We start from the raw sequence: 20,345 nt of genomic DNA on the forward strand, positions 1-20,345 counted from the left end.
GATGCTTCCTTATTTTCAAGGATTTAAGAACCTGACGTCGAAATTAAACCTTCACTTAGCCCGCTAAGCTCAGGTTTAATTTCTTAGTCAGAACCTCAAATCGTTGAAAATCAGTTCGCAAAATTTCCCAACAAGCTCTTATTTTGGGGGCCAGGTGCCCCCACCTTTTTTCCTGATGCAAAACAACACGACCTTGAACTACCTAACCATCGCGGAACCACTGAAACTGGAAAACGGCGCCCAACTTGAGGGCGTACAAATCGGCTATAAAACCTACGGTACCCTTTCGGATAAAAAGGACAACGTCATCTGGGTCTTCCATGCCCTCACGGCTAATGCTGCGGTAGAGGAATGGTGGCCGGGCCTGTTTGGTTCGGGCAAACTGCTCGACCCCGACCGCTACTTCATTGTGTGCGCCAATATGCTGGGCTCCTGCTATGGCTCCACCAACGCCCGCAGTATCAACCCGGCGACCGGAGTGCCTTACAGCAAAGACTTCCCACTTATCACCGTGCGCGATATGGTTAAAGCCCATCAGCACTTGCAACAGCACCTGGGCATCGACCGCATTCAGTTTGGCATCGGTGGCTCTATGGGCGGGCAGCAGCTCCTGGAGTGGGCGGTCACTGACCCTGATTTGTTCCGGAGCATCTGCGTACTGGCCACCAACGCCAAGCATTCGCCCTGGGGCATTGCCTTCAATGAGGCCCAACGCATGGCCATCGAGGCAGACCCCACGCTTTATACCGATGCGGAAAATGCCGGCGCGGCTGGTTTGGCAGCGGCACGAGCGGTAGCCATGCTTTCCTACCGCAACTACCGGACTTATCAGAATACCCAACAGGAAGACAGTGATGCGGTACTTTCCGACTTCAAAGCCGCTTCCTACCAACGTTATCAAGGTCAGAAGCTGGTCGAACGCTTCGATGTGTTGTCCTACCTCACCCTAAGCCAGGCGATGGACAGCCACAATCTGGGTCGGGGGCGGGGCGGCATTGAAGAGGCCCTGGAGAAAATCACCGCGAAATCGCTGATCATTGGCATACATTCGGATGTACTATTCCCCGTTGAAGAGCAAACCACCCTGGCGATGCATATCCCCAGTGCTCAGCTTGAACTCATCGACAGCACCTACGGGCACGATGGATTCCTCATTGAATTTGCCGAAATCAGCCGCCTGGCTCAACCCTTCTTGGAAGGAACCGTTGCTATTGATAGGAAGCGGAAATACCGGCTTCGGGAGCAGTCCAAAAATGGCTTTGGCTTCCGGCCGATAGAAGCCCTGCCTGGCACGGAACGATTTTGATCCAAAGATGACCGGCATCACTGAAAAGGGAACCGCTTTTGTTTTATTTTGTCAACGATAACTTAACCACCAAAAACGATACAACCTATGTCACTCAGATTAGGAGAAGAAGCACCAAACTTTAAAGCAAAAACCACTGAAGGTGAAATTAATTTTCACGAATGGCTCGGGGACAGCTGGGGCGTCCTCTATTCTCACCCTGCTGATTTCACCCCCGTTTGCACCACAGAGCTGGGCCGCACTGCTGCGCTCAAAGAGGAGTTTGCAAAGCGCAACTGCAAGGTTATTGCGCTGAGCGTTGACCCCCTCGAAGACCACATGAAGTGGCTCAGCGATATCGAGGAAACGCAGCATGTCAAGATGAACTTCCCGATCATTGCAGACTCCGATAAAAAAGTAGCGGTCGCTTACGATATGATCCACCCGGAAGCTGATCAGAAGTTTACCGTACGCTCGGTCTTCGTGATCGACCCGAATAAGAAAATCCGCCTGACGCTGACCTACCCACCGTCAACCGGCCGCAACTTCCATGAGATCCTACGCGTGATCGACTCCATGCAACTGACCGATAACTACAGCGTCGCTACGCCGGTAGATTGGGAAGAAGGACAAGACGTGGTGATCTCACCTTCGATTTCCAGCGAAGATGCGAAGGGTAAGTTCCCAAAAGGCTTCAAGGAAATCAAACCCTACCTGCGGATGACGCCACAGCCGAACCGGGACTAAATTAATTGCACAAACGTTTTAGGTTACGAGACCGGAGTTCTACCCAAGGGTGGGGCTCCGGTTTTCTGTTTACCAACCTGCTCGTCCGGTCTGCCGGGAAGTTAGTAATTTGCGGCTTCAATAAGTTGGCCACATGCTTAAGAAGGGGACGTCCAGGGGATTTTTTTTGCTGTTGTTGCTCTACGCCATATTGCAATGGCGCTACGTAGCCCTGGATTTCTGGAACGACGAGCTCTACACCCTCCGGTACTTTACTTGTGCATCCTTTGCGGCTGTACTGACGGACTATCACGTGCCCAACAACCACATTTTATTCAACGCCCTCAACCGCCTCTACCTCCTGCTGATAGGCGAAACGGACTTTCTCACCCTGCTGCAAAGCCCCGAAAAGCTGCGCGGGCTGATGTTCGCCTACGCCGGGCTAACGCTTTGGGGCACGTGGAAGCTGGGGGGGCGCTTTTTCAGCTCGCTGACCGGGCTGCTTGCCGTAGCCATTACCGCTACTACCCTGCCCTATCTCAATTTTGCGCTTCAAATCCGTGGGTATGGTTTAAGTGCACTCTGGCTTGTGGGGTTGTTATACAGTACACTTAGTTTTCACGAAAAAAGGAGCCGGGGGGCAGCTTTTGGCATCATCAGCTCAGCGGGTGCCCTGATGTACACGGTACCGTCCAACCTGTACTTCATCCTGGCTATTGGGCTGTTTTGGGGGATATCATGGGTGCGGCATATGCTCCACAGCGGGCTGCATTTGCGCAATAAAGCTTTCCAAATCGCCCTGCTCACCGCCGTTGGGCTGAAGCTCGCTCTGTTAGCCTACGTACCGGTTTTCGGGCAGGTCTTCAACAATCCCTACGTCACCTACGAGCCCTTCAAGTGGAGCAACCTGACTTACTATGCCCCGGTAGTGTTGGGCGACTTCATGAGCGGCCGGTGGTGGCTGCTGCCCTTTGCGGTGCTCGGCTATGCGGTGGGGCGCAGGCATTGGCTGCCTAATACTCAAAACGCCCTGCTGTTGCTTACGGTGCTTGTCCTGCCCTTTCTGCTGGTGTACATCCTTGGCAATACCGCTCCAAAGCGGATTTTCATCCCGTTGGTGCCAGTCTTTGCCCTGTTGTTATCCATCGGTATTGCAGCAGAGGTAAAGGAACTACCGCGCTTTCGCTGGCAAGGGGTCGTAGCCGTGCTTCTGGTGGCAGGGTACGGCGTTTTCCAGGTCTTTCAGGGCTGGAGCGAGAGCAGTGCGCAGATGATGGCCGACATCAAACTTGGCGGTCGCTCACAGGGGCTCACCCATCAGTACTATTCCAGGCATTACCGGCCACAGTTGGAGGTAGGTTTATATAAAGGCGATTACTTTGACCCCGGCATACCGGTGGGTATTGTGGGCTGCGAACCCCACGGGCTGCGGTACTTTCTGGAAGCTGCGGGCATACCCTACCTTCAGGATGCAAATGTGGACTCGCTCCTGAACCGGCACGATACTGTAGATATTTTCAGCAGTCGCCCATTACGCGTCGCAAGAGATTTCGCTTACGCAAATGGCGAGATCATCAGTTACCGTGGAAAATTGTCCTACCACACGCCGATCCGGTTGAGGATTGATCCTGCTATTCGGGGCACCCTTCGGCAATTACTCCCAGACACTACAATTCGGCTGATTGCACAGGGGCTTTTACCGGGCAGCCTGCCACTGACCCATCCTGCCCTGTCTCTGAAAGCCCAGCCAGCTAAGCTCGGAGACCTGAGCACTTTCCTGCGGCAGCAGCAGCCCTTTGTCCTATTACAACCCGACTCATTAGGCCCCGAAAGCCTGCCGCTGGCCGGAATGGAATACACGTTTGATTTTCGCGACAGCCTGGACGGCTACCACACTTATAGTGCACTGCCCCGCCTCTTGGAAAGAAGGCAGATTTGGTCATCCCAACAGGCTCTGGAAGCTGATGGCGAAAATCCGTACGCTAACCTATGGGCCGCCACACTATCGGATACCCTTGCCAACCGCCCCCCGGAATGGCTGCGCATTGACCTCGAAGCCCGTTTCGAAGCCGGGCAGGGCGGCACCCTCGTTTTCGATGTCAACCGGGATGGGGAAACCCTCCACTGGAAGGGGCAGCCGCTTGATGATTACCACCAGGCCGGGCAGCCGGTACAAGCCGCAACACTATATTTTCAATGGCCGAAGGGGCTTCAGGCAGGGGACCACGTAAAGGTGTACCTGTGGAGCAATGCCGGAGGGCGGGTGAAGTTGGAATGGGCTCGTATTTATAGGCCTGGATTTTAACACCCTGGTGCGAGCAAGAGCAAAATGAAGACCATTTTGCTTTAGACAGAACCTTACAAAATTTAAATCAGTACAGAAATCCCACCTTTAAAACCCCTAACTTTCCGCAAAAAACATGCAGCAACACCTCGCCCGAATTGCCATCCTGGTCCGCGACTACGATGAAGCTATTGGATTCTTTGTGCAGAAAATGGGGTTCACCCTGCTGGAAGATACACCGCGCTCCCCCACCAAGCGATGGGTAGCCGTTGCCCCGCCGGGACAGCCGGAATGCTCCCTGCTATTGGCGAAAGCCAAAGACGAGGAACAGGCGCAGTACACTGGCAAACAAGGCGGCGGCCGGGTCTTCTTATTTCTTCACACCGATGATATCCAACGAGACTATGAGCAATACCGGGCAGCAGGCGTCCACTTTGAGGAAGCGCCCCGGCAGGAAGCATTTGGCACTGGCGCTATTTTCCAAGACTTGTATGGGAACCGGTGGGAATTGATTGAGCGGAAACTTTAACGCCCCCTGCTCAGCAACCACACCCCAGCCAGCGTCACCCCAAAGCTCAACAGAAGCTCCAGCGTCAGTAGCTCGTCCAGTAACAGCCAACCGAAAAAGAGGGCTACAAATGGGTTGATGTAAGCATAAAGTGTGACCTGAGCTACCGGCAGGTGCCGTATGGCGTAAACGTAACTCCCAAAACCGGCAATAGATCCAAACAGCACAAGATAGGCCACCCCAAGCATAGAGGTACCGGAAATGGCAGCAAAGTCCACCGGCTCCAGCAAAACCCCGCTGATCAGGAGCAGCCCCATAGCACCGAAGAACAGCTGTACGGCCGAGCGGAACATGGCGGGCAGATCACCGTCCCGCCCATCGGACAACAGCACGCTCGTACCTGCCCAGCAAATCGCCCCGCCCAGGGCGATGCCCATACCAATGAGCGCATCTGTACCTTCCAGGTTGAACAGGCTTTCCCGGAAGACCAGGAACATGCCCAGAGCGCCCAGCAAGAGCCCCGTGACGATACGGCGGTTCATGCGCCCCTGCCCCATCAGCAGATTGATGAGGAGCACGTACACCGGGATCAGGGAAAACACCAGCGCGACCAGTCCGGCCGGCGCATAGTCCAACCCCAGCACCATCAGACCTCGGGCAAAGGCGAAAAAGCCCAGCCCGAAGAGCCCCTGCCGCAGTACCTCTTTCCAATCAATGCCTTTCGGCTTTTCCAGCCATAGCGATAACCCCAGGAAAATCAGGCTCGCCATCAGCTCCCGCACGCCTGCCATAAAAAAGACCGGGATGGTCTGAATAGCGTACTTCACGGCAATATGCGTAGTACCCCACACAAAGCAGAGGAAGAAAATGGCAAGCATAGATAACCGCTTGGGGTCGGCTTGTTGGAAGGCTTTCAGCATGCGCAGGGTTTTCCGCAAAGGTGGGGAATTTTGTTGATTTTGCAGACGCCCCCTCCTGTGTATATGATCCGGGGCAGGATTTACGTTATTCCAAAAAACAAAACGATGAAAAGTCAATCTCTTGTTCTTCTTTCTATGCTGTTCCTGGGCTTGCTGACGGCCTGCAACAGTACTTCCAAGACTACCGCACCTGCTAACACTGCCACTGCCAAATCCGAAACCACCATGACGCCCAAACAACGCCCTTCCCTGGTCAACCGCAAATGGGATATTACAGAGGTTTCAGGGCAGGATGTCCGTAAGCTCCGGCTATCTATTACGCCTTTTTTACGGTTTACCGGCGAATCTGAGGGCTTCCGCCTAAGCGGCAGCGATGGTTGCAACAACCTGATGGGCGGGTATGATGTGGGCGACCATGGGACCATTGCCATATCCAGAGTAGCTTCTACCCGCCGCGCCTGCCCGGAAAACGGGGACATCAATGCGGAACTGACCAAAGCCCTGCAACAGGTCAACCACTATACCCTGAGCAAAGACGGGCTCAGCCTGACGCTGAATAAGGGCGAGGGCAATCCGATCATCAAAATGGAGCTGGCCCGATAGTCTTGCAGATCAGTTTGTGCCTGTACTGAGCTAATCAGACCAGCCAGATTTGTACGTTGAGGTGGTCCAGTCCTGAAAAACGGGTTTTCCACCAACCGAAAGGAAGTTTTTGATTGTTAAAGGGTCAAATAACGCACCCAACCCCATGCAAAAGCTCCAATTCGATTCGGCACCCGCTCCTGCCCCCTTCAGCGAAGTGCTGAAGTCCTGCTGGGTCATGCGCAGCAGCGCTGAAGACCGGCAAACGGTACCTGACTTGCTGATCCCGGATGGATGCCCGGAAGTCATCTTTGTCTATCAGGGCGGGTACCGTAAAGTGACCCTTCATCAACCAGAAGTCAGCCAACGGGTTACGGAATCCTGCCTGGTAGGCTTGCAAACCCAGACGCAGTTGGTCACGCGGGTCAGCCCGGTGCATATTGTGGGCCTGAAGCTCAAGCCTGCCGGGTTTTTCCGGCTTTTCCCCAAAGTGGCGGCTGAGGCTGCACAGCAAAACCTTCCCCTATCCCAACTCCGGATGCCGTGGCTGCAACAGCTGGAAACGCAACTTGAAGCCCTACACACCGCAGCTGAAGCCCTGGACCACCTGCAAGGCACACTGCCTTCACAATGCTTACAGATGCCAGATGGGCTGACAATCGTGCAGCGTTGTATTGAGGCGCAATTGCAGGAGCAAGGGCAAATACCTATTCAGGAGCTGGCCCGGCAGCACCACCGTAGTATTCGTCAGCTGCAACGCTATTTCAAAAGATACACCGGAATTACCCCCAAGCAATTTGCACGGCTCATCCGGTTCAAGGCGCTGTACAAGGACAGCGTAATTCGGGAAGTACAGCCTGGCAACTACTTTCAATACGGCTACTTCGATCAGATGCACTTTATCAAAGACTTCAAGGCGCACCTGGGCATCACCCCAACCGCTGTAGCCGACCGGGACTTTCAGCAACAGAACGAAATGGCCCGCATCAGCCGGTCCTGACGCTTTTTTACTATCGGGCAGGCACAACAGATTATAGTTTTGCCATCAAAAACACCTATGGAATTACGACCACTCGGAAACAGCAGCCTCAAAGTCAGCCCCATCTGCCTGGGCACCATGTACTTTGGCACCAAAACCGATCAGGCACAGTCGGAGCTCCTGCTGGACGCCTACCTGAGCAACGGTGGCAACTTCATTGATACCTCCAACAATTATGCATTTTGGATGGAGCAGGGCGTAGGGGACGAAAGTGAAACCGTGCTTGGACACTGGCTGCAGCGACAGCCCCGCGACCGCATTGTGCTGGCCACCAAGTGCGGTGCCCGCCCCAAAGCTTATGCAGGCAGCCTGGACCAAATCGAATTGGAGGGCCTGCGCAAAGCAACAATCATCCAGGCTGTGGAAGACAGCCTCCGCAGGCTGCAAACCGACTACATTGATCTTCTCTACGGGCATATCGACTTTCTGGAATACCCGGTGGAAGAACGCCTGGAGGCCTTTGCCACTCTGAAAAAAAGTGGCAAAGTACGCGCATTTGGCATCAGCAATACCTGGGCCTGGCGGGTAGAGGAAAGCCTGCAACTAAGCCGGGAAAAAGACCTGCCAACCTACTGTGCTGTACAGCAAAAGTATTCCTATCTGCGCCCAAAGCCGGATGCCGATTTCTGGGTGCAGCGCCTCATTGATGATGGAATGCTGCAGTACGCCCGTCGGCGATCCCATATCACCCTGCTGGCCTATTCCACCCTGCTTTCCGGCTTATATGCTAAAGGCCCGGATGCAGCGCTGCCGCCCGAGTATGACCTGCCCGAAAACCGGGAGCGCCTGCAACGGCTACATAACATGGCGCAGACTACCGGGCACACGGCCAATCAACTGGTGCTGGCCTGGATGATGGCACAGGATGCGCCAATCCTGCCCCTGATTTCCGGTAGCAAAGTGCACCAAATTGAGGAAAGCATGGGCGCATTGGCCATCAATGAACTGATTCAACTGTAAGCTATGCCGAATTACCCATTTTTCAATGAAATCACGCTGGACCGCCAATCGGAAGTAGCGCTGTACATACAGTTGTCCAATAATCTGGCCCGGCTGATCAAGCGTGGCATTATAAAACCCGGCTTTAAGCTGCCCGGCACCCGCACCATGGCCAGCCACCTGGCAGTCAACCGGAATACGGTGGTAGCCGCCCTTAGTGAGCTGGAAGCAGAAGGCTGGATTTACAGCCGGAACCGCAGCGGGTGGTATATCAATAAAGACCTGCCGGTGGTCACGCCCCGGTCGGTCAACGGGGATCTGGGCATGGCCTGCTGCTACCCGGAAACGACCGGTTTTGCGCTGTACGAGCCGGCACTGCCCGAGCTGGAGTATCAGCAATCCCCGCGGGCACCTTTGGCTTTTGATGACGGTTCATCGGATCCCCGGCTGGCCCCACTGCAGGAGTACGCCCGGGAGTATGCTTCCGTTCTGCAAAGCCCGAGGCTGGGGCGGCTGTTGGAGCAGGTTTCCCCCCTCGGCGACCGCAGGCTGCGGGAAATTTATACGCCATTGCTCAATCAATACCGAGGGCTGAATGTCCAACCCAATCAGATGATCCTGACCCGGGGCGCTACGCAGGCCATCTTCCTGCTGTCGCATACGCTCCTTAAGCCAGGTGATACCGTGGTGGTTGGGGAGAGCAGTTATGAAATCGCCAATCAGGCCTTCCGGAAAGCCGGCGCCCGCCTGCTGCGCCTCCCGGTAGATGAGAAGGGCCTTGATACGGATGCCCTGAGCGAACGGCTCGAACGGGAAGCCATACGGCTGGTCTATGTGCCTTCCCACCACTACTGGCCGACTACCGTAGCCTTGTCTCCGGAACGACGGGTACAACTGCTGGAACTGGCCCGGCAACACCACTTCGCCATTTTGGAGGACGACTACGACTATGATTACCACTACCAGCATAAGCCCCTGCTGCCTATTGCGAGTGCGGATTGCGAGGGGTATGTAATTTACATCGGCTCCTACTCCAAGAAATTGTTTCCGGCAGCACGGGCGGGGTTCATCCTTGCCCCGGATGACCTGATACAGCGGTTGATGCAGGTCCGGCAGCTCATTGGCGACCCCGGCGACCCCATTCAGGAGCGGGCCATCGCCCGGCTGATCGAGCTGGGCACTATGCGCCGCTATGGTAAAAAGGCGCTCTATGCTTACCGGCAGCGCCGCGACCACCTTTGCAAACTACTGCAGGAAGAGCTTAATTTTGCAGTCGATTTCCAGGTGCCGGAAGGCGGTATGGCAGTATGGGCCCGGTTCAAACCCCAATTCCCCCTCCCGGAAATTGCCGCACGCTGCCGCGAAAAAGGGCTGCTGATTTCTGACGGCAAAATTTACAATCCACCCAGTACCGACTGGAATGCCTGCCGCCTGGGCTTCGCCGCATTGAATACAGATGAAATCTCCCGTGCCTTCCAAATCCTGAAAAGCAGTATGTTGGAAATGCAGGCTTCAAAGCCACGAATATTTGTACAAAATCCTTAACCTTTACGCAAAAGCTTAACTATGCCACCCGAAGTAAAAATCATCAAAAACGAATTGCTTTCCGACAACTGGTACACCCTGCGCAAAATCACCTTTGACCTGCGGCGCGCGGACGGGCAATGGGAACGGCAGGAACGCGAGGCCTACGACCGGGGCAACGGCGCTACCATCCTGCTCTACAACAAAGCCCGCCGTACCGTTATCCTGACCCGCCAATTCCGAATGCCCACTTACGTCAATGGCAATCCGGAAGGCCTCCTCATTGAAGCCTGTGCCGGGCTGCTCGATGCAGAAGGGGCGGCTGCGGGCATACAGCGGGAAACGGAGGAAGAGACCGGCTACCGGGTGGAGGCACCGCAAAAAATATTCGAGGCCTACATGTCTCCCGGCTCTGTGACCGAGATCGTCCACTTCTTTGTGGCCCCCTACAACGATGCCATGAAAGTCGGTGAAGGCGGAGGCGTAGCGGCCGAGCAGGAAAACATCGAAGTGCTGGAAATGAACTTCGACGAGGCCTGCCAGATGATTCAAACCGGAGCCATCCGGGATGCCAAAACCATATTACTGCTGCAGTATGCGCAGCTTAACGGCTTACTTGATCAGTAGCCCCGATTGCAATTCCTGTGCTTCAACGGGAACTCATTTGAACGGTTGAAGCTTTTCATAAAAACCTCATCGTGAAAAAATGGATTTGGGCACTGCCCATGTTTCTACTCATCAGTTGCCAACAACGACCTATGCAAGCCGAACAAAAGCGCGTAATTGAAACCTACATTCAGGCCTACAACAGCTTCGATGTAGATGGTATGGTTCAGCACCTGCACCCTTCTGTAGTCTTCAAAAACATCACCAACGGACAGACCGATCTTCAGACCGAAGGCTTGCCCGCCTTTCGGCAGCAGGCAGAACAGGCAAAGCAATACTTTAGGCACCGCCGGCAAACCATCACAGCCTGGGAATTCACCGGAGATACCGTCACCATTGAGATTGACTACGAGGGGCAGCTGGCCGTTGACCTGCCGAATGGGCTCAGGGCCGGGGATACGCTCAGGCTCAGCGGGCAATCTGTTTTTGTTTTTGAAGGAGATCGGATCGTTGCCCTTACCGATAAAAGCTAATTTATGAAAGTAAATAATTTCACCATTCGCCCCATACGGCCGGAGGATACTGCCCGCATGGCCTACATCATCCGAGAAGTGATGACCGCCCACGGGGCTTCCGGAGAAGGTTTCTCCATCCACGATGCTGAAGTGGACGATATGTACACGGCTTATCAGGCTGACCGGTCGGCCTACTTTGTGATTGAGCGGGAGGGGATCATCTACGGTGGTGCCGGTATTGCCCCACTGCAGGGCGGCGACGAGTACACCTGCGAATTGAAGAAGATGTACTTCCTGCCCGAAGCCCGTGGCAAGGGACTGGCCGTTGCCATCGCAGACCGCTGCCTTGATGCGGCCCGTTCCTTCGGTTATCAGCGTTGTTACCTGGAGACCATTACCGAGATGGCTGCTGCCAACCGGTTTTACCAGCGATATGGGTTCAAAGCTCTGGACGGGCCAATGGGGGCCACCGGGCACAGTGCCTGTTCGGCGTTTTATGTGATGGAGTTATAAGTGCGATCCTTGGTGCTGTTCGGTTAGTACGTAAATCGTCTGCATACGAGCGATCTTCCATACGCCCTTTTCCTGAACCATAAAGCGGGCTTCACGGGCCATTCCTTTCGGGATTTTTTTAGTGTAAAAAACCCAAGCGGTCTTACCAAAGTACTCGATGTGGTAATCCGCTTCCACTTCCGGTACTGCAATAGGCTCAGGATGCTCCCGAATGTGGTCAACGGTATTCTGCCGGATGGTCTCCCAGCCTGAAAACACTACAAAATCAGTATCCCCTGCATACATTTTGGAAGTGTAGCTGGCGTGGGACCACTGCCCCTCCCATTTCCGAAGGTTGCGTTCGCAAAAATAACGGGTTTCGTCTTTCAGGGTTTGTATAATCTGGCGTTCGGCGGCCTTCGAAGGCAACCAGGGCGTTTGGCAGGCTGTGAGCCAGGAGAGGAGGATTAGAGGGAGAATGTACTTCATCGTGTTTTTCCTCAAAGCTAGCTTGCGGATAGTGGGGCGGATAGTAAAAAGGCGACTTTCACCGCACCACCAAAAGGCTAGCCCCCCAGCGCTCCGGTCCGGCGGATGCCTCCAGGCGGTAGGAGCCTGCGGGCAATTGGGCGACGCTAAAGGTGGTCTCCCCTACCTCAACCGCTTTCCAGTCCCTGACCGGCTGACCGGCAGCGTTATAAAGGGTGATACGCTCTGCAAAGGCAGGCACCTTAAGCGTAACCTCCGTACAGGCCGGATTAGGAAAACAACCGAAAGCAACCGGTGCTGCCTGAGCAGCGGCCGGTGCCTCCGGCTGATCTGAGGTACAACTGTAGAAATCGTCGATCTTTTTAGTTTGCGTTTGTAGCCAGGCGCTCAAATCCGAGCGCACGGCATTACCTGACAAGATAGGCCGGCGGTGCAGCTCGGTACTGCCCGGAGTATCTTCCAGCCAGGCGTACTGCCCACCGGTTTGCAGAGCCATACTTTGCAGGAGGTACTCTCCCTCTGCATCCAATCCGCTACAGGCAATGGGCCACAAAGCGACTCCTTTCTGCGCAGCCCACTGAATGGCACGGCGCATTCTTTCTGCAGCCTCAGGCGTCCCGGCAGGTTTTGCGTCCGTGAGGTAGACGAGTACCCGGGCTGGGGCAGCGGTATCCCAATCCGCATGCGCCAAAGCGGAGAGCAAGAGCGTATCCATAGCTTCCTCGTCGGGGCCGCCGCCAGCTGCCTGAATGGTGAATGCCGGGGCTGACCCGCTACTGATATCCTGAATAAGGAAGCGCTCGCCTATATCTCTGGCCAGATAGATGGGGCGCTCATCAACAGTTAACGAATGTAGCAGTCCCTTGAACTCATCGCGCATAGAGTGGGTGGCATCCAGCAAAAAGCGGATGTCCGCTCCCTTGAGTTCCTGGCAGGGCACGTCCAAAACCAGTGTTGTCGTTTCTCCGGAAGAGAGATTGCCGTCAATCGCTACGTCCATTTCCCGGTTGCCCAGGCTGACCACCAGTTGCTTAGCCGCTCCGGTGCCTTTGCTCCATAGCACAGCGGTTCCATTTAGGTTTGACCAACTACTCCACAGGGTTGCCCCATCCTTATCATTGAGGCGCACCTGGGCATTGGCTACAGGCTGCCCTTGCTTGTTCAGGACCTTCACCGGAAATGGCAGGGCGTTATTCAATTGCCAGTATTGTTCGTAAGCCTGAAAATCATTTTTAAGGGTAGCCTGCCAGGCCTCCATGGATGGCGGAGCCGCCCAGCTGGAAAGGGGCAGGGTGTCCAGAGGCTGATTTGCCTGCTCAGCGTGACCGGTGGTGGTGAAGTGAGCCAGGGCAAAAAGTAGGAATGCAAGGTTCAAAGTCGTCTTTTTCATAGCCATTAAGTTTTGGAGTGATCGGGTTTTATTTCTGCCCGGCCTTTGCCAGCTGTGCCGTCAGGCTTTCGGTTTGTTTGACCAGTTCTACAAAGTCTGCCCGGTAGTTTTCCAGGTCATCCTGACGGGCCTGATCGGCCAGTTCCCGGGCCAGGCTGAGGGTAGCCAGCCCTTTATGTTTGGAATCCCGCAGGCAATGTGCATAAGTCGCTACTGCGGCAGCAAAGCGGAAGTTTTCGGAGGTCTCCTCAAGTGGCTGGACATCGCCTGACAATTCGTGTTTCAGGTAGCGGCTCTGGGACTCGGCCGGCTCTTTGTAGCGGAGATGGAGCGTGCCTAATGGTTCGCCTTCCGCACCCGGTTGGGGCACAATTTCGTACAGGGCTGTTACGGTATGTCCGGCCCCGAGTTCCCCGGCATCCTTGGTATCATCTTCAAAGTCTTCTTTTGCCAGCAGGCGATTTTCGTAACCGATGAGGCGGTACGTTTGCACGGTAGTAGAATCAAACTCCACCTGCAGCTTCACATCCTTCGCAATCGCAAATAAAGTGCCTGCCATCTCAGTGACCAGGACTTTTTCAGCTTCCTTGATACCATCGATGTAGGCGTAGTTGCCATTGCCTTTATTGGCTAATATCTCCAGGCGATCGTCTTTGTAGTTGCCGGTACCAAAGCCCAGCACGCTGAGGTAGATGCCTGTGGCCCGCTTTTCAGCAATGAAGGCTTCCAGTTCCTCCGGGCTGGAAATACCGACATTGAAATCGCCATCAGTCGCCAGGATGACCCGGTTGCTGCCATCGGGCTGAAAGTACTGGCTGGCCAGTTCGTACGCGCGGTGTAAAGCAGCGCCTCCGGCTGTACCTCCGCCGGCGCCCAGCTTACTGACCACGTTCATGATCTGCTCCTTTTGGTCGCCGGGGGTAGGCAGTAGTGCCACCTGAAAGCCTCCTGCGTAGGTGACGATGGAAACCCGGTCCTGTGCCCGGAGCTCCTCCGTGAGCAAGCCCAGCGCCTGTTTAACCAGTGGCAGTTTATTTGCGCTGCCCATAGAGCCGGATACATCAATCAGGAAGACCAGGTTGGCAGGGGGGGCATCCACCGGGCTCGCTTCAAACCCCTTGATGCCAATGTGCAACAGCTGATGCCCTTCCTGCCAGGGGCAAGGGCCCAGCTCGGTCTCCACGGCGAATGCATTGCCTGTCTCCGGCAGTGGGTAGGCATAGTCAAAGTAATTGATGAGCTCTTCCGTGCGCACGGCATCAGCGGGAGGCAATTGCCCAGACGTAATGAACCGGCGGACGTTGCTGTAGGCGGCTTTGTCGACGTCGATGGAAAAGGTGGAAAAGGCTTCTGTTCCGGCGGCGATAAACTCGTTTTCCACGATCTCGGCGTAGCCTTCGCCAGCGGCTGTTGGAGGTGCTTCGGGGATGGCATTGCCCTGCACCCGGATGCCATCCACGTAATAAACTGTGGCATTACTCCGGGAGCCTCGGATTTTCAACTCATTGGAAGCCTTGGCACCCGAGACGCCAGCAGTTGTTGCAGCAAGGCTGTTGATGTTGCGGGTGGGAAGGTTGGAAGATGCCTTTTTCCGCTTGCGGCGGGAATGCCCGGAATTGGAAGACCGGGGAAGCGGGCGGGTGTAACCTGGCGCTATGGTTGCGCCCTGGGTGGTATTATCCTGTTCCACCAAAGGGACTTTATAGCTCGTCACCACTACTTCATCCAGGTTGACCGCATCTGAAGTCATTCCGATATCCAGCTTATTGGCTTTGCCTGCGTAGACGAGCACCCTTTCTATACGCCGCTTAGTGTACCCTACGTAGGAAGTTTCGACGGTGTAGGTGCCGGGGTCCAGGCTGGCAAAATGGTAATAGCCATCGAAGTCGGTTTCCGTACCGGTGATGAGCACGCCGTTTTTATAAAGCGCTACTGAACCGAAAATAATCGGCTCACCAGTATCATCGGTTACCTTTCCGGAGAGGGAAGTTTGAGCGTAAAGGGGCAGGGCCAACACCCAAATGGCCAACAGGGCCAGTAGTTTTGTTTTCATAGCTAATCGTTTTCACCGGGCAGTAACTTTACTGCGTCCGGAATTGGTGCCAAGATAGCCGCATTCCCCGCCGGGCGCGAACCGAAGTGCGGGCATATGTCAGGTTGCTAAAACCAGAAAGAAAACAAAACCAACTTTTTCAAGCCTAAATAAAGGGTAATATGTCAGCTTCCTAAGCTATTTAAGAACCGCCGCAACTCCTCCTCCCGAAGCTCATCAGCAAGGGTATGCAGATGCCCCCGGTATTGCATCCCCAGGTACGCTGCGGTCTTTGAAAAGGGCAGCCAGAAATCCTCCCCCAGATTATTGCCAATGGAAACGGCGATGGCAGCCATAGTTTTGCCTCTGAGCTGCCGCCCCAGGTCTTGCTCAATGGTAAGCAGGTCGGTGAGCCGGTCAAAGAAAACTTTCATCACACCGCTCATGGCGTACCAATACACCGGGGTTGCCAGCAAAAACAGGTCGTACTGCCCGATAAGCGCCCGCATCAACTCCAGGTAGTCATCCTCCCGGTTGGCATGCTCGTAGTCGTAGTGGCTGATGTTGTAATCATTAAGGTCGATGACTGGCCAGCCGGACAGTTGGGCCAGCATTCTAACCAATCGGGCGGTATCGCCATCCCGGCGCGCACTGCCTACGATGATCACTCCTCTCATTGCACCTGGATTTTTGCCTTACAACTTACCTTGAAATTACAGGAATTCGCAATAAAGCACAGCTGATGTGCCCGCTCGTGCAGTGCCTCCGCTTGTTCCTGTTTTGCGGTTTCGAGAATGGTCACCAACGGGCGCAGCTCTACCCATTCGAAATGCCCGCCTCCATCGGGCGTTTGCAGCATTTGCCCTGACGGCTCGTCTTCATAAGCCACGACGGTGATGCCCGCTTCGGCGCACAGGTGCAGGTACCAGAGTTTGTGGCAGGCTGAAAGGGACGCCACGAGCATCTCCTCCGGATTGTAGCGTTCCGGGTTGCCACGGAATGCCGGGTCGGCACTGCCGTAGAGGACCGGCTTTCCCTGTGCTTTGATTTCGTAATCCCGGCTATAGGTGGTATAGCTGCTTGTCCCTGTTCCGGTATTGCCTGTCCATTGAAGATGCAAGTGGTATTGGTGCTTTTTCATGAAGCCAATAAGGTCTGCTTGTTAAGAATGATCCAGCTTATGTAAATTTAAGCCAAAATACGCCACTTATCGCAAGTATCTACAAAGCTAAACAGGGTGTACAGCATAACCGTACACCCTGTCGTGAATATAAATTGACCAGATCAATTAAACCTACCCTAACACCTCATTATCAGACACAAACGGCTGCCGGTAGATGCGCTGCCCGGTAGCCCGGTACAGGGCATTAGCCAGGGCCGACTGAATGGGCGGCAGAGAGGGTTCGCCCAGCCCGGTTGGATCAATGCCGTTATCCACAAAGAAGGTCTCAATCTCCAATGGGGCCTCCGAGTTGCGGATCAGCCGGTAACGGTCGAAGTTTTGCTGCTCAGGGCTGCCGTTCTTAAAGGTGATGGCGCTGTACATCGCATGCCCGATACCGTCTACGATGCCCCCTTCAATCTGATTGCGGGCGGCATCGGGGTTAATCACAATACCGCAGTCCACCGCGCACCATACTTTTTTGATCCGGGGGGTACTGCCTTGCATCTCCACATCTACCACTTGTGCCACGTAGCTGTTGTGGCAGTAGTAGGCCGAAACGCCCCGGTGGATACCCGGTGCGGGCTTACCCCAGCCTGCTTTTTCCTTCACCAGCTTTAGTACGCCAGCATAGCGGGCGGCATCGTAGTCATTGTTTTCACCAACCGGGGCCTGCAGTGCTTTTTCGAAGAGCTGCAGTCTGAACTCGATCGGGTCCTGCCCCGTCACTTCGGCAATTTCATCAATGAAAGCCTGCTCGGCGTAAGCCATAAAGTTGGAACGCGGTGCCCGCCAGGCACCGGTGGAGATGTTAGAGCCCAAATCGTGATTTTCTGCCAGGTAGTGGGCCACGGCTCCTGCCGGGAATCGGTTTTCGAAGATAGGGCTACCGTGTATGCCTGCGCCACGGACCTGGAAGGCGATCAGGTTGTTATTTTCATCCAGTGCAGCACGGTATTTCACCTTGTAGGCCGGGCGATAGGTGCCCTGCGTCATATCATCTTCGCGGGTGTAGACCAGCTTGACCGGCACCCCTGCCTTTTGGGAAATGAGTGCAGCTTCGGAGCCAAAATTGCCATACAAGCGCCGGCCAAAACCACCACCCATACGAGTCAGCATGATAGACACCTGTGCTTCCTCCATGCCTAGTAGAGCCGCAACGGTTTTGCGCAGCGATTCGGGAGTTTGAATGGGGCCTTCCAGCTCTGCCTTATCAGCGGTCACGTTGGCGTAGAAGTTCATAGGCTCCAGGGTATTGTGGGCCAGGAAGGGAGCTGAATACGTCTGCTCGATCACCTTGGCGGCACCCTCGAAAGCTTTGCCCGGATCACCATCACGGCGGGCGGGCTCCTCAGCAGGTTGGTCCATGAGCCCTGCCAGCGCTGCTTCATAGTCTGCGGTGGACTCCGGCGCTTCCACCGTCTCCCACTCCACTTTTAATGCCTTTTTAGCCTGCAGGACTTCCCAGGTGGAACGCCCTACAATAGCCACCAACTCCGGGAAAGCGTTGGTGTCTGACCATTGCAGTTCGACGCCCTCCGGAGCGGCATTAATGGCAAAGACCTGCTCCACACCAGGCATATTGAGGACCTCTTCCGCATTAAACGATTTGAGCTTTTGCCCAAAGGCCGGCGGATGGGCAATCATGGCGATGCGCATGCCTTCTTTCTGTACATCCAGGCCGAAGAGCGGCTTACCGGTCACGATTTCGTGGGCATCCACGTTTTTACGGCTGGTGCCAATAATTTTGAAATCTTTAGGGTCTTTTAGCTCCACCTCTTCGGGCACTTCCAGGGTAGCCGCTGCAGTCGCCACGGCACCGTAACCAATGGATTTACCGCTGCTTTTGTGGTGAATGGTGCCCTGCTCAGTGGTCAGTTCGGATACAGGCACGTCCCATTCTTTGGCCGCTGCTTCCATAAGCATACGCCGGGCAGTCGCACCGGCCGTACGGAGGCTTTTCCAGCTTTGGCGGATGGATTGGCTGCCGCCCGCCACCTGACGGGTAAATTTTTCGGTATCCAGCCCGGCCTGTTCCACCACGACTTTTTGCCAGTCGACATCGAGTTCCTCAGCCACGATCATGGGCATGGAGGTCTTGACATTCTGGCCGATTTCCGGATTGGGCGACATGATGGTCACCACGCCATTATCCCCGATTTTCAGGAACGCGTTGATGTCGGTCCAGGATTCCGGGATTTCCAGTCCGGTTTCGGGCTCGCGGGCGCAGGAAGACAGCCAGCCAAAGCCCAGGAGCATACCCCCGCCGGCAGCAGCGGAGACTTTCAGGAAGGATCTGCGGTTAACCGCAGTTTTTATAGTAGACATAATGAGAAGTTCGATTTAGGAATAAGGTTGAAGGTGCATTCTTAGCCCATTTTAGCGGAAGCTGTTTTGACCGCTGCTTTTACGCGGGTGTAGGTGCCGCACCGGCAGAGATTGCCGTTCATAGCCGCTTCGATTTGCACATCGGTGGGCTTGGGCGTATTGGCGAGGAAAGCAGAGGCCGTCATAATCTGGCCCGCCTGGCAATAACCACACTGCGGCACATCATGCTCGAGCCATGCCTGCTGTACTGGATGGTCGCCTTTGTCGGAAAGCCCCTCAATTGTAGTGATGGCTTTGTCGCCTACCGCTGATACAGGTAGGGAGCAGGACCGCATAGCAGTGCCATTGAGGTGAACCGTGCAAGCACCACACTGACCGATGCCACAACCGTACTTTGTGCCGGTCATTTGGAGATGGTCGCGCAATACCCAAAGCAGTGGTGTCTCTGGTGCTACCTCTACCGTTTGAGGTTTACCGTTAATTTGGAGTGTAAAACTAGCCATTGGAAGGAGTTTTGGTTACAACTGGTAAGGTAACGAAAAAACGCCGAAATGGATGTGAGCGGGAGGGGCTTTTGTTGTTAACTTGCCTGTGCAGCTCCCTAAAATAAGTATAATTTATCCGTTTTCTTTCTACTCATCTGACTTCGTAAGTTCCAACAGGAAATCCTTTGTTCTAATAACCTGTATTGGAGGAAAGCCAATTTGTTTGAGAACCCTGAAATGCCTATCGTCCGTCACAAGGTAATGGGCTCGGCCATTTAGTGCACAGTCTACAAACTTATTATCATCTTCATCTTGCGTAATTATTGCCCATTTAAAGTAGACCTCAATTTTTTCTACGTCTGGAGAACGAACCATAAAATTCAACAAGTTTTCAGCTACGGTAAGACCGGTTTTTTCTTCTAATTTTTCTCTGTATTCATTTAGGATTTCTGTAGAAACCAAAAGCCGGATACGTCCCTTCAATAACGAATCAAATATTGGTCTGTATTTTGAGTGCCTCCCTATACTTACAAGCAGGCTATTCGTGTCAAGAACGACTCTCATTGATTACTTGTCATTATCCTTATTATAATCCTTCTTTGTCTTCTAGCCAATTATCCATTGTTTCGTTTGTCCAGCCCTTTTCAGTCCATAATTTATCCATCTCATCTGATGCTTTATCAGCAAAATAAAGAGCAAGCATTCGCTTTATAGCGATGAGGTCTTCGTCACTGACATCCTGACTGTACAGCTGAAGCAGCTCAACCTGGAGGTTACTTAATGGCTTATCTAATATTTTCATCTTCCATCATTTATGATCAAGTTAGTTCTTTTTTTCCATCCTTTCAAGAGACAATAGTCCGTGGCAAATCAGGCGGCAATTTTGCCGATAGCCCTAAAGCGCTCGCGGATGGAATTAATTTTTGAAAGCTGTGCGCCGATGCCGAACGTGGCAATAAATCGGTCCAGCAATAAATCGTTGGCATACTGGGTTTTAACGTCTGCCATAGAAAACGCTTTGCGTTCCTGCGGCGGGGCG

The 20,345-nt window shown here is 54.2% G+C and carries 21 protein-coding genes; 11 read left to right on the plus strand and 10 right to left on the minus strand.

Annotated features, from left to right (window positions below; all coding sequences use genetic code 11):
• Window positions 1-193 precede the first annotated feature (193 nt).
• The 4 genes from metX to RIC19_RS13070 all read left to right on the plus strand — a co-directional run bounded on the left by metX (window position 194) and on the right by RIC19_RS13070 (window position 4,824).
• The gene (gene metX / locus RIC19_RS13055; protein ID WP_350178769.1) at window positions 194-1,306 is read left to right on the plus strand and encodes a homoserine O-acetyltransferase MetX; all 1,113 of its coding nucleotides are present in this window, start codon (window positions 194-196) and stop codon (window positions 1,304-1,306) included.
• Window positions 1,307-1,393: 87 nt separating this feature from the next.
• Window positions 1,394-2,032, plus strand: coding sequence for a peroxiredoxin (locus tag RIC19_RS13060; RefSeq protein ID WP_350178770.1), 639 nt, complete (start codon window positions 1,394-1,396; stop codon window positions 2,030-2,032).
• A 133-nt stretch (window positions 2,033-2,165) separates the two neighbouring features.
• Window positions 2,166-4,316: a glycosyltransferase family protein gene (locus RIC19_RS13065; RefSeq protein ID WP_350178771.1), complete on the plus strand. Its 2,151-nt coding sequence runs from the start codon at window positions 2,166-2,168 to the stop codon at window positions 4,314-4,316.
• A gap of 115 nt (window positions 4,317-4,431) precedes the next feature.
• Complete coding sequence (locus tag RIC19_RS13070; protein WP_350178772.1) at window positions 4,432-4,824, plus strand: VOC family protein; 393 nt, start codon at window positions 4,432-4,434, stop codon at window positions 4,822-4,824.
• On the opposite strand, the gene RIC19_RS13075 is transcribed toward RIC19_RS13070, so the two are convergent.
• Entirely contained in the window at window positions 4,821-5,723 is a 903-nt protein-coding gene (locus tag RIC19_RS13075; RefSeq protein WP_350178773.1) for a DMT family transporter, read from the minus strand. The genes RIC19_RS13070 and RIC19_RS13075 overlap by 4 nt on opposite strands.
• 105 nt (window positions 5,724-5,828) lie before the next feature.
• Here RIC19_RS13075 and RIC19_RS13080 point away from each other — a divergent pair, with 105 nt between their 5' ends.
• From RIC19_RS13080 to RIC19_RS13110, 7 genes are all read left to right on the plus strand, one after another.
• Complete coding sequence (locus RIC19_RS13080; RefSeq protein ID WP_350178774.1) at window positions 5,829-6,326, plus strand: META domain-containing protein; 498 nt, start codon at window positions 5,829-5,831, stop codon at window positions 6,324-6,326.
• A 145-nt stretch (window positions 6,327-6,471) separates the two neighbouring features.
• Window positions 6,472-7,305 (plus strand): helix-turn-helix domain-containing protein, encoded by an 834-nt coding sequence (locus tag RIC19_RS13085; RefSeq protein ID WP_350178775.1) that lies wholly within the window; start codon window positions 6,472-6,474, stop codon window positions 7,303-7,305.
• Window positions 7,306-7,362: 57 nt separating this feature from the next.
• The gene (locus RIC19_RS13090) at window positions 7,363-8,304 is read left to right on the plus strand and encodes an aldo/keto reductase (RefSeq protein ID WP_350178776.1); all 942 of its coding nucleotides are present in this window, start codon (window positions 7,363-7,365) and stop codon (window positions 8,302-8,304) included.
• A gap of 3 nt (window positions 8,305-8,307) precedes the next feature.
• Complete coding sequence (locus RIC19_RS13095; protein WP_350178777.1) at window positions 8,308-9,828, plus strand: aminotransferase-like domain-containing protein; 1,521 nt, start codon at window positions 8,308-8,310, stop codon at window positions 9,826-9,828.
• Between the two features lie 21 nt (window positions 9,829-9,849).
• Window positions 9,850-10,434, plus strand: a complete 585-nt coding sequence (nudK, locus tag RIC19_RS13100) for a GDP-mannose pyrophosphatase NudK (RefSeq protein ID WP_350178778.1) — start codon at window positions 9,850-9,852, stop codon at window positions 10,432-10,434.
• Window positions 10,435-10,505: 71 nt separating this feature from the next.
• The gene (locus RIC19_RS13105) at window positions 10,506-10,946 is read left to right on the plus strand and encodes a nuclear transport factor 2 family protein (protein WP_350178779.1); all 441 of its coding nucleotides are present in this window, start codon (window positions 10,506-10,508) and stop codon (window positions 10,944-10,946) included.
• A 3-nt stretch (window positions 10,947-10,949) separates the two neighbouring features.
• Window positions 10,950-11,441 carry a GNAT family N-acetyltransferase gene (locus RIC19_RS13110; RefSeq protein ID WP_350178780.1) on the plus strand — a complete coding sequence of 164 codons (492 nt, stop codon included), beginning with the start codon at window positions 10,950-10,952 and terminating at the stop codon, window positions 11,439-11,441.
• On the opposite strand, the gene RIC19_RS13115 is transcribed toward RIC19_RS13110, so the two are convergent.
• The 9 genes from RIC19_RS13115 to RIC19_RS13155 form a co-directional block, all read right to left on the minus strand.
• On the minus strand, window positions 11,436-11,909 hold the full coding sequence (locus tag RIC19_RS13115; RefSeq protein ID WP_350178781.1) for a hypothetical protein: 474 nt from the start codon (window positions 11,907-11,909) through the stop codon (window positions 11,436-11,438). The genes RIC19_RS13110 and RIC19_RS13115 overlap by 6 nt on opposite strands.
• A gap of 58 nt (window positions 11,910-11,967) precedes the next feature.
• Window positions 11,968-13,299 (minus strand): T9SS type A sorting domain-containing protein, encoded by a 1,332-nt coding sequence (locus RIC19_RS13120; protein WP_350178782.1) that lies wholly within the window; start codon window positions 13,297-13,299, stop codon window positions 11,968-11,970.
• A 28-nt stretch (window positions 13,300-13,327) separates the two neighbouring features.
• Window positions 13,328-15,352, minus strand: coding sequence for a YfbK domain-containing protein (locus tag RIC19_RS13125; RefSeq protein WP_350178783.1), 2,025 nt, complete (start codon window positions 15,350-15,352; stop codon window positions 13,328-13,330).
• A gap of 164 nt (window positions 15,353-15,516) precedes the next feature.
• Complete coding sequence (locus tag RIC19_RS13130; protein ID WP_350178784.1) at window positions 15,517-16,008, minus strand: flavodoxin family protein; 492 nt, start codon at window positions 16,006-16,008, stop codon at window positions 15,517-15,519.
• A complete protein-coding gene (locus RIC19_RS13135) occupies window positions 16,005-16,472 on the minus strand; it encodes an OsmC family protein (RefSeq protein WP_350178785.1) in 468 nt (155 codons plus the stop codon). The genes RIC19_RS13130 and RIC19_RS13135 overlap by 4 nt, the downstream gene beginning before the upstream one ends.
• A gap of 153 nt (window positions 16,473-16,625) precedes the next feature.
• Window positions 16,626-18,821, minus strand: a complete 2,196-nt coding sequence (locus RIC19_RS13140) for a xanthine dehydrogenase family protein molybdopterin-binding subunit (RefSeq protein WP_350178786.1) — start codon at window positions 18,819-18,821, stop codon at window positions 16,626-16,628.
• Between the two features lie 41 nt (window positions 18,822-18,862).
• Window positions 18,863-19,324, minus strand: coding sequence for a (2Fe-2S)-binding protein (locus RIC19_RS13145; RefSeq protein ID WP_350178787.1), 462 nt, complete (start codon window positions 19,322-19,324; stop codon window positions 18,863-18,865).
• 129 nt (window positions 19,325-19,453) lie between these two features.
• Window positions 19,454-19,870, minus strand: coding sequence for a putative toxin-antitoxin system toxin component, PIN family (locus RIC19_RS13150; RefSeq protein WP_350178788.1), 417 nt, complete (start codon window positions 19,868-19,870; stop codon window positions 19,454-19,456).
• 22 nt (window positions 19,871-19,892) lie between these two features.
• Window positions 19,893-20,108: a DUF8507 family protein gene (locus RIC19_RS13155; protein WP_350178789.1), complete on the minus strand. Its 216-nt coding sequence runs from the start codon at window positions 20,106-20,108 to the stop codon at window positions 19,893-19,895.
• Between the last annotated feature and the right edge of the window lie 237 nt (window positions 20,109-20,345).

Origin of the sequence: Phaeodactylibacter sp. (assembly GCF_040219495.1) — a bacterium.
Lineage (GTDB): Bacteria > Bacteroidota > Bacteroidia > Chitinophagales > Saprospiraceae > Phaeodactylibacter.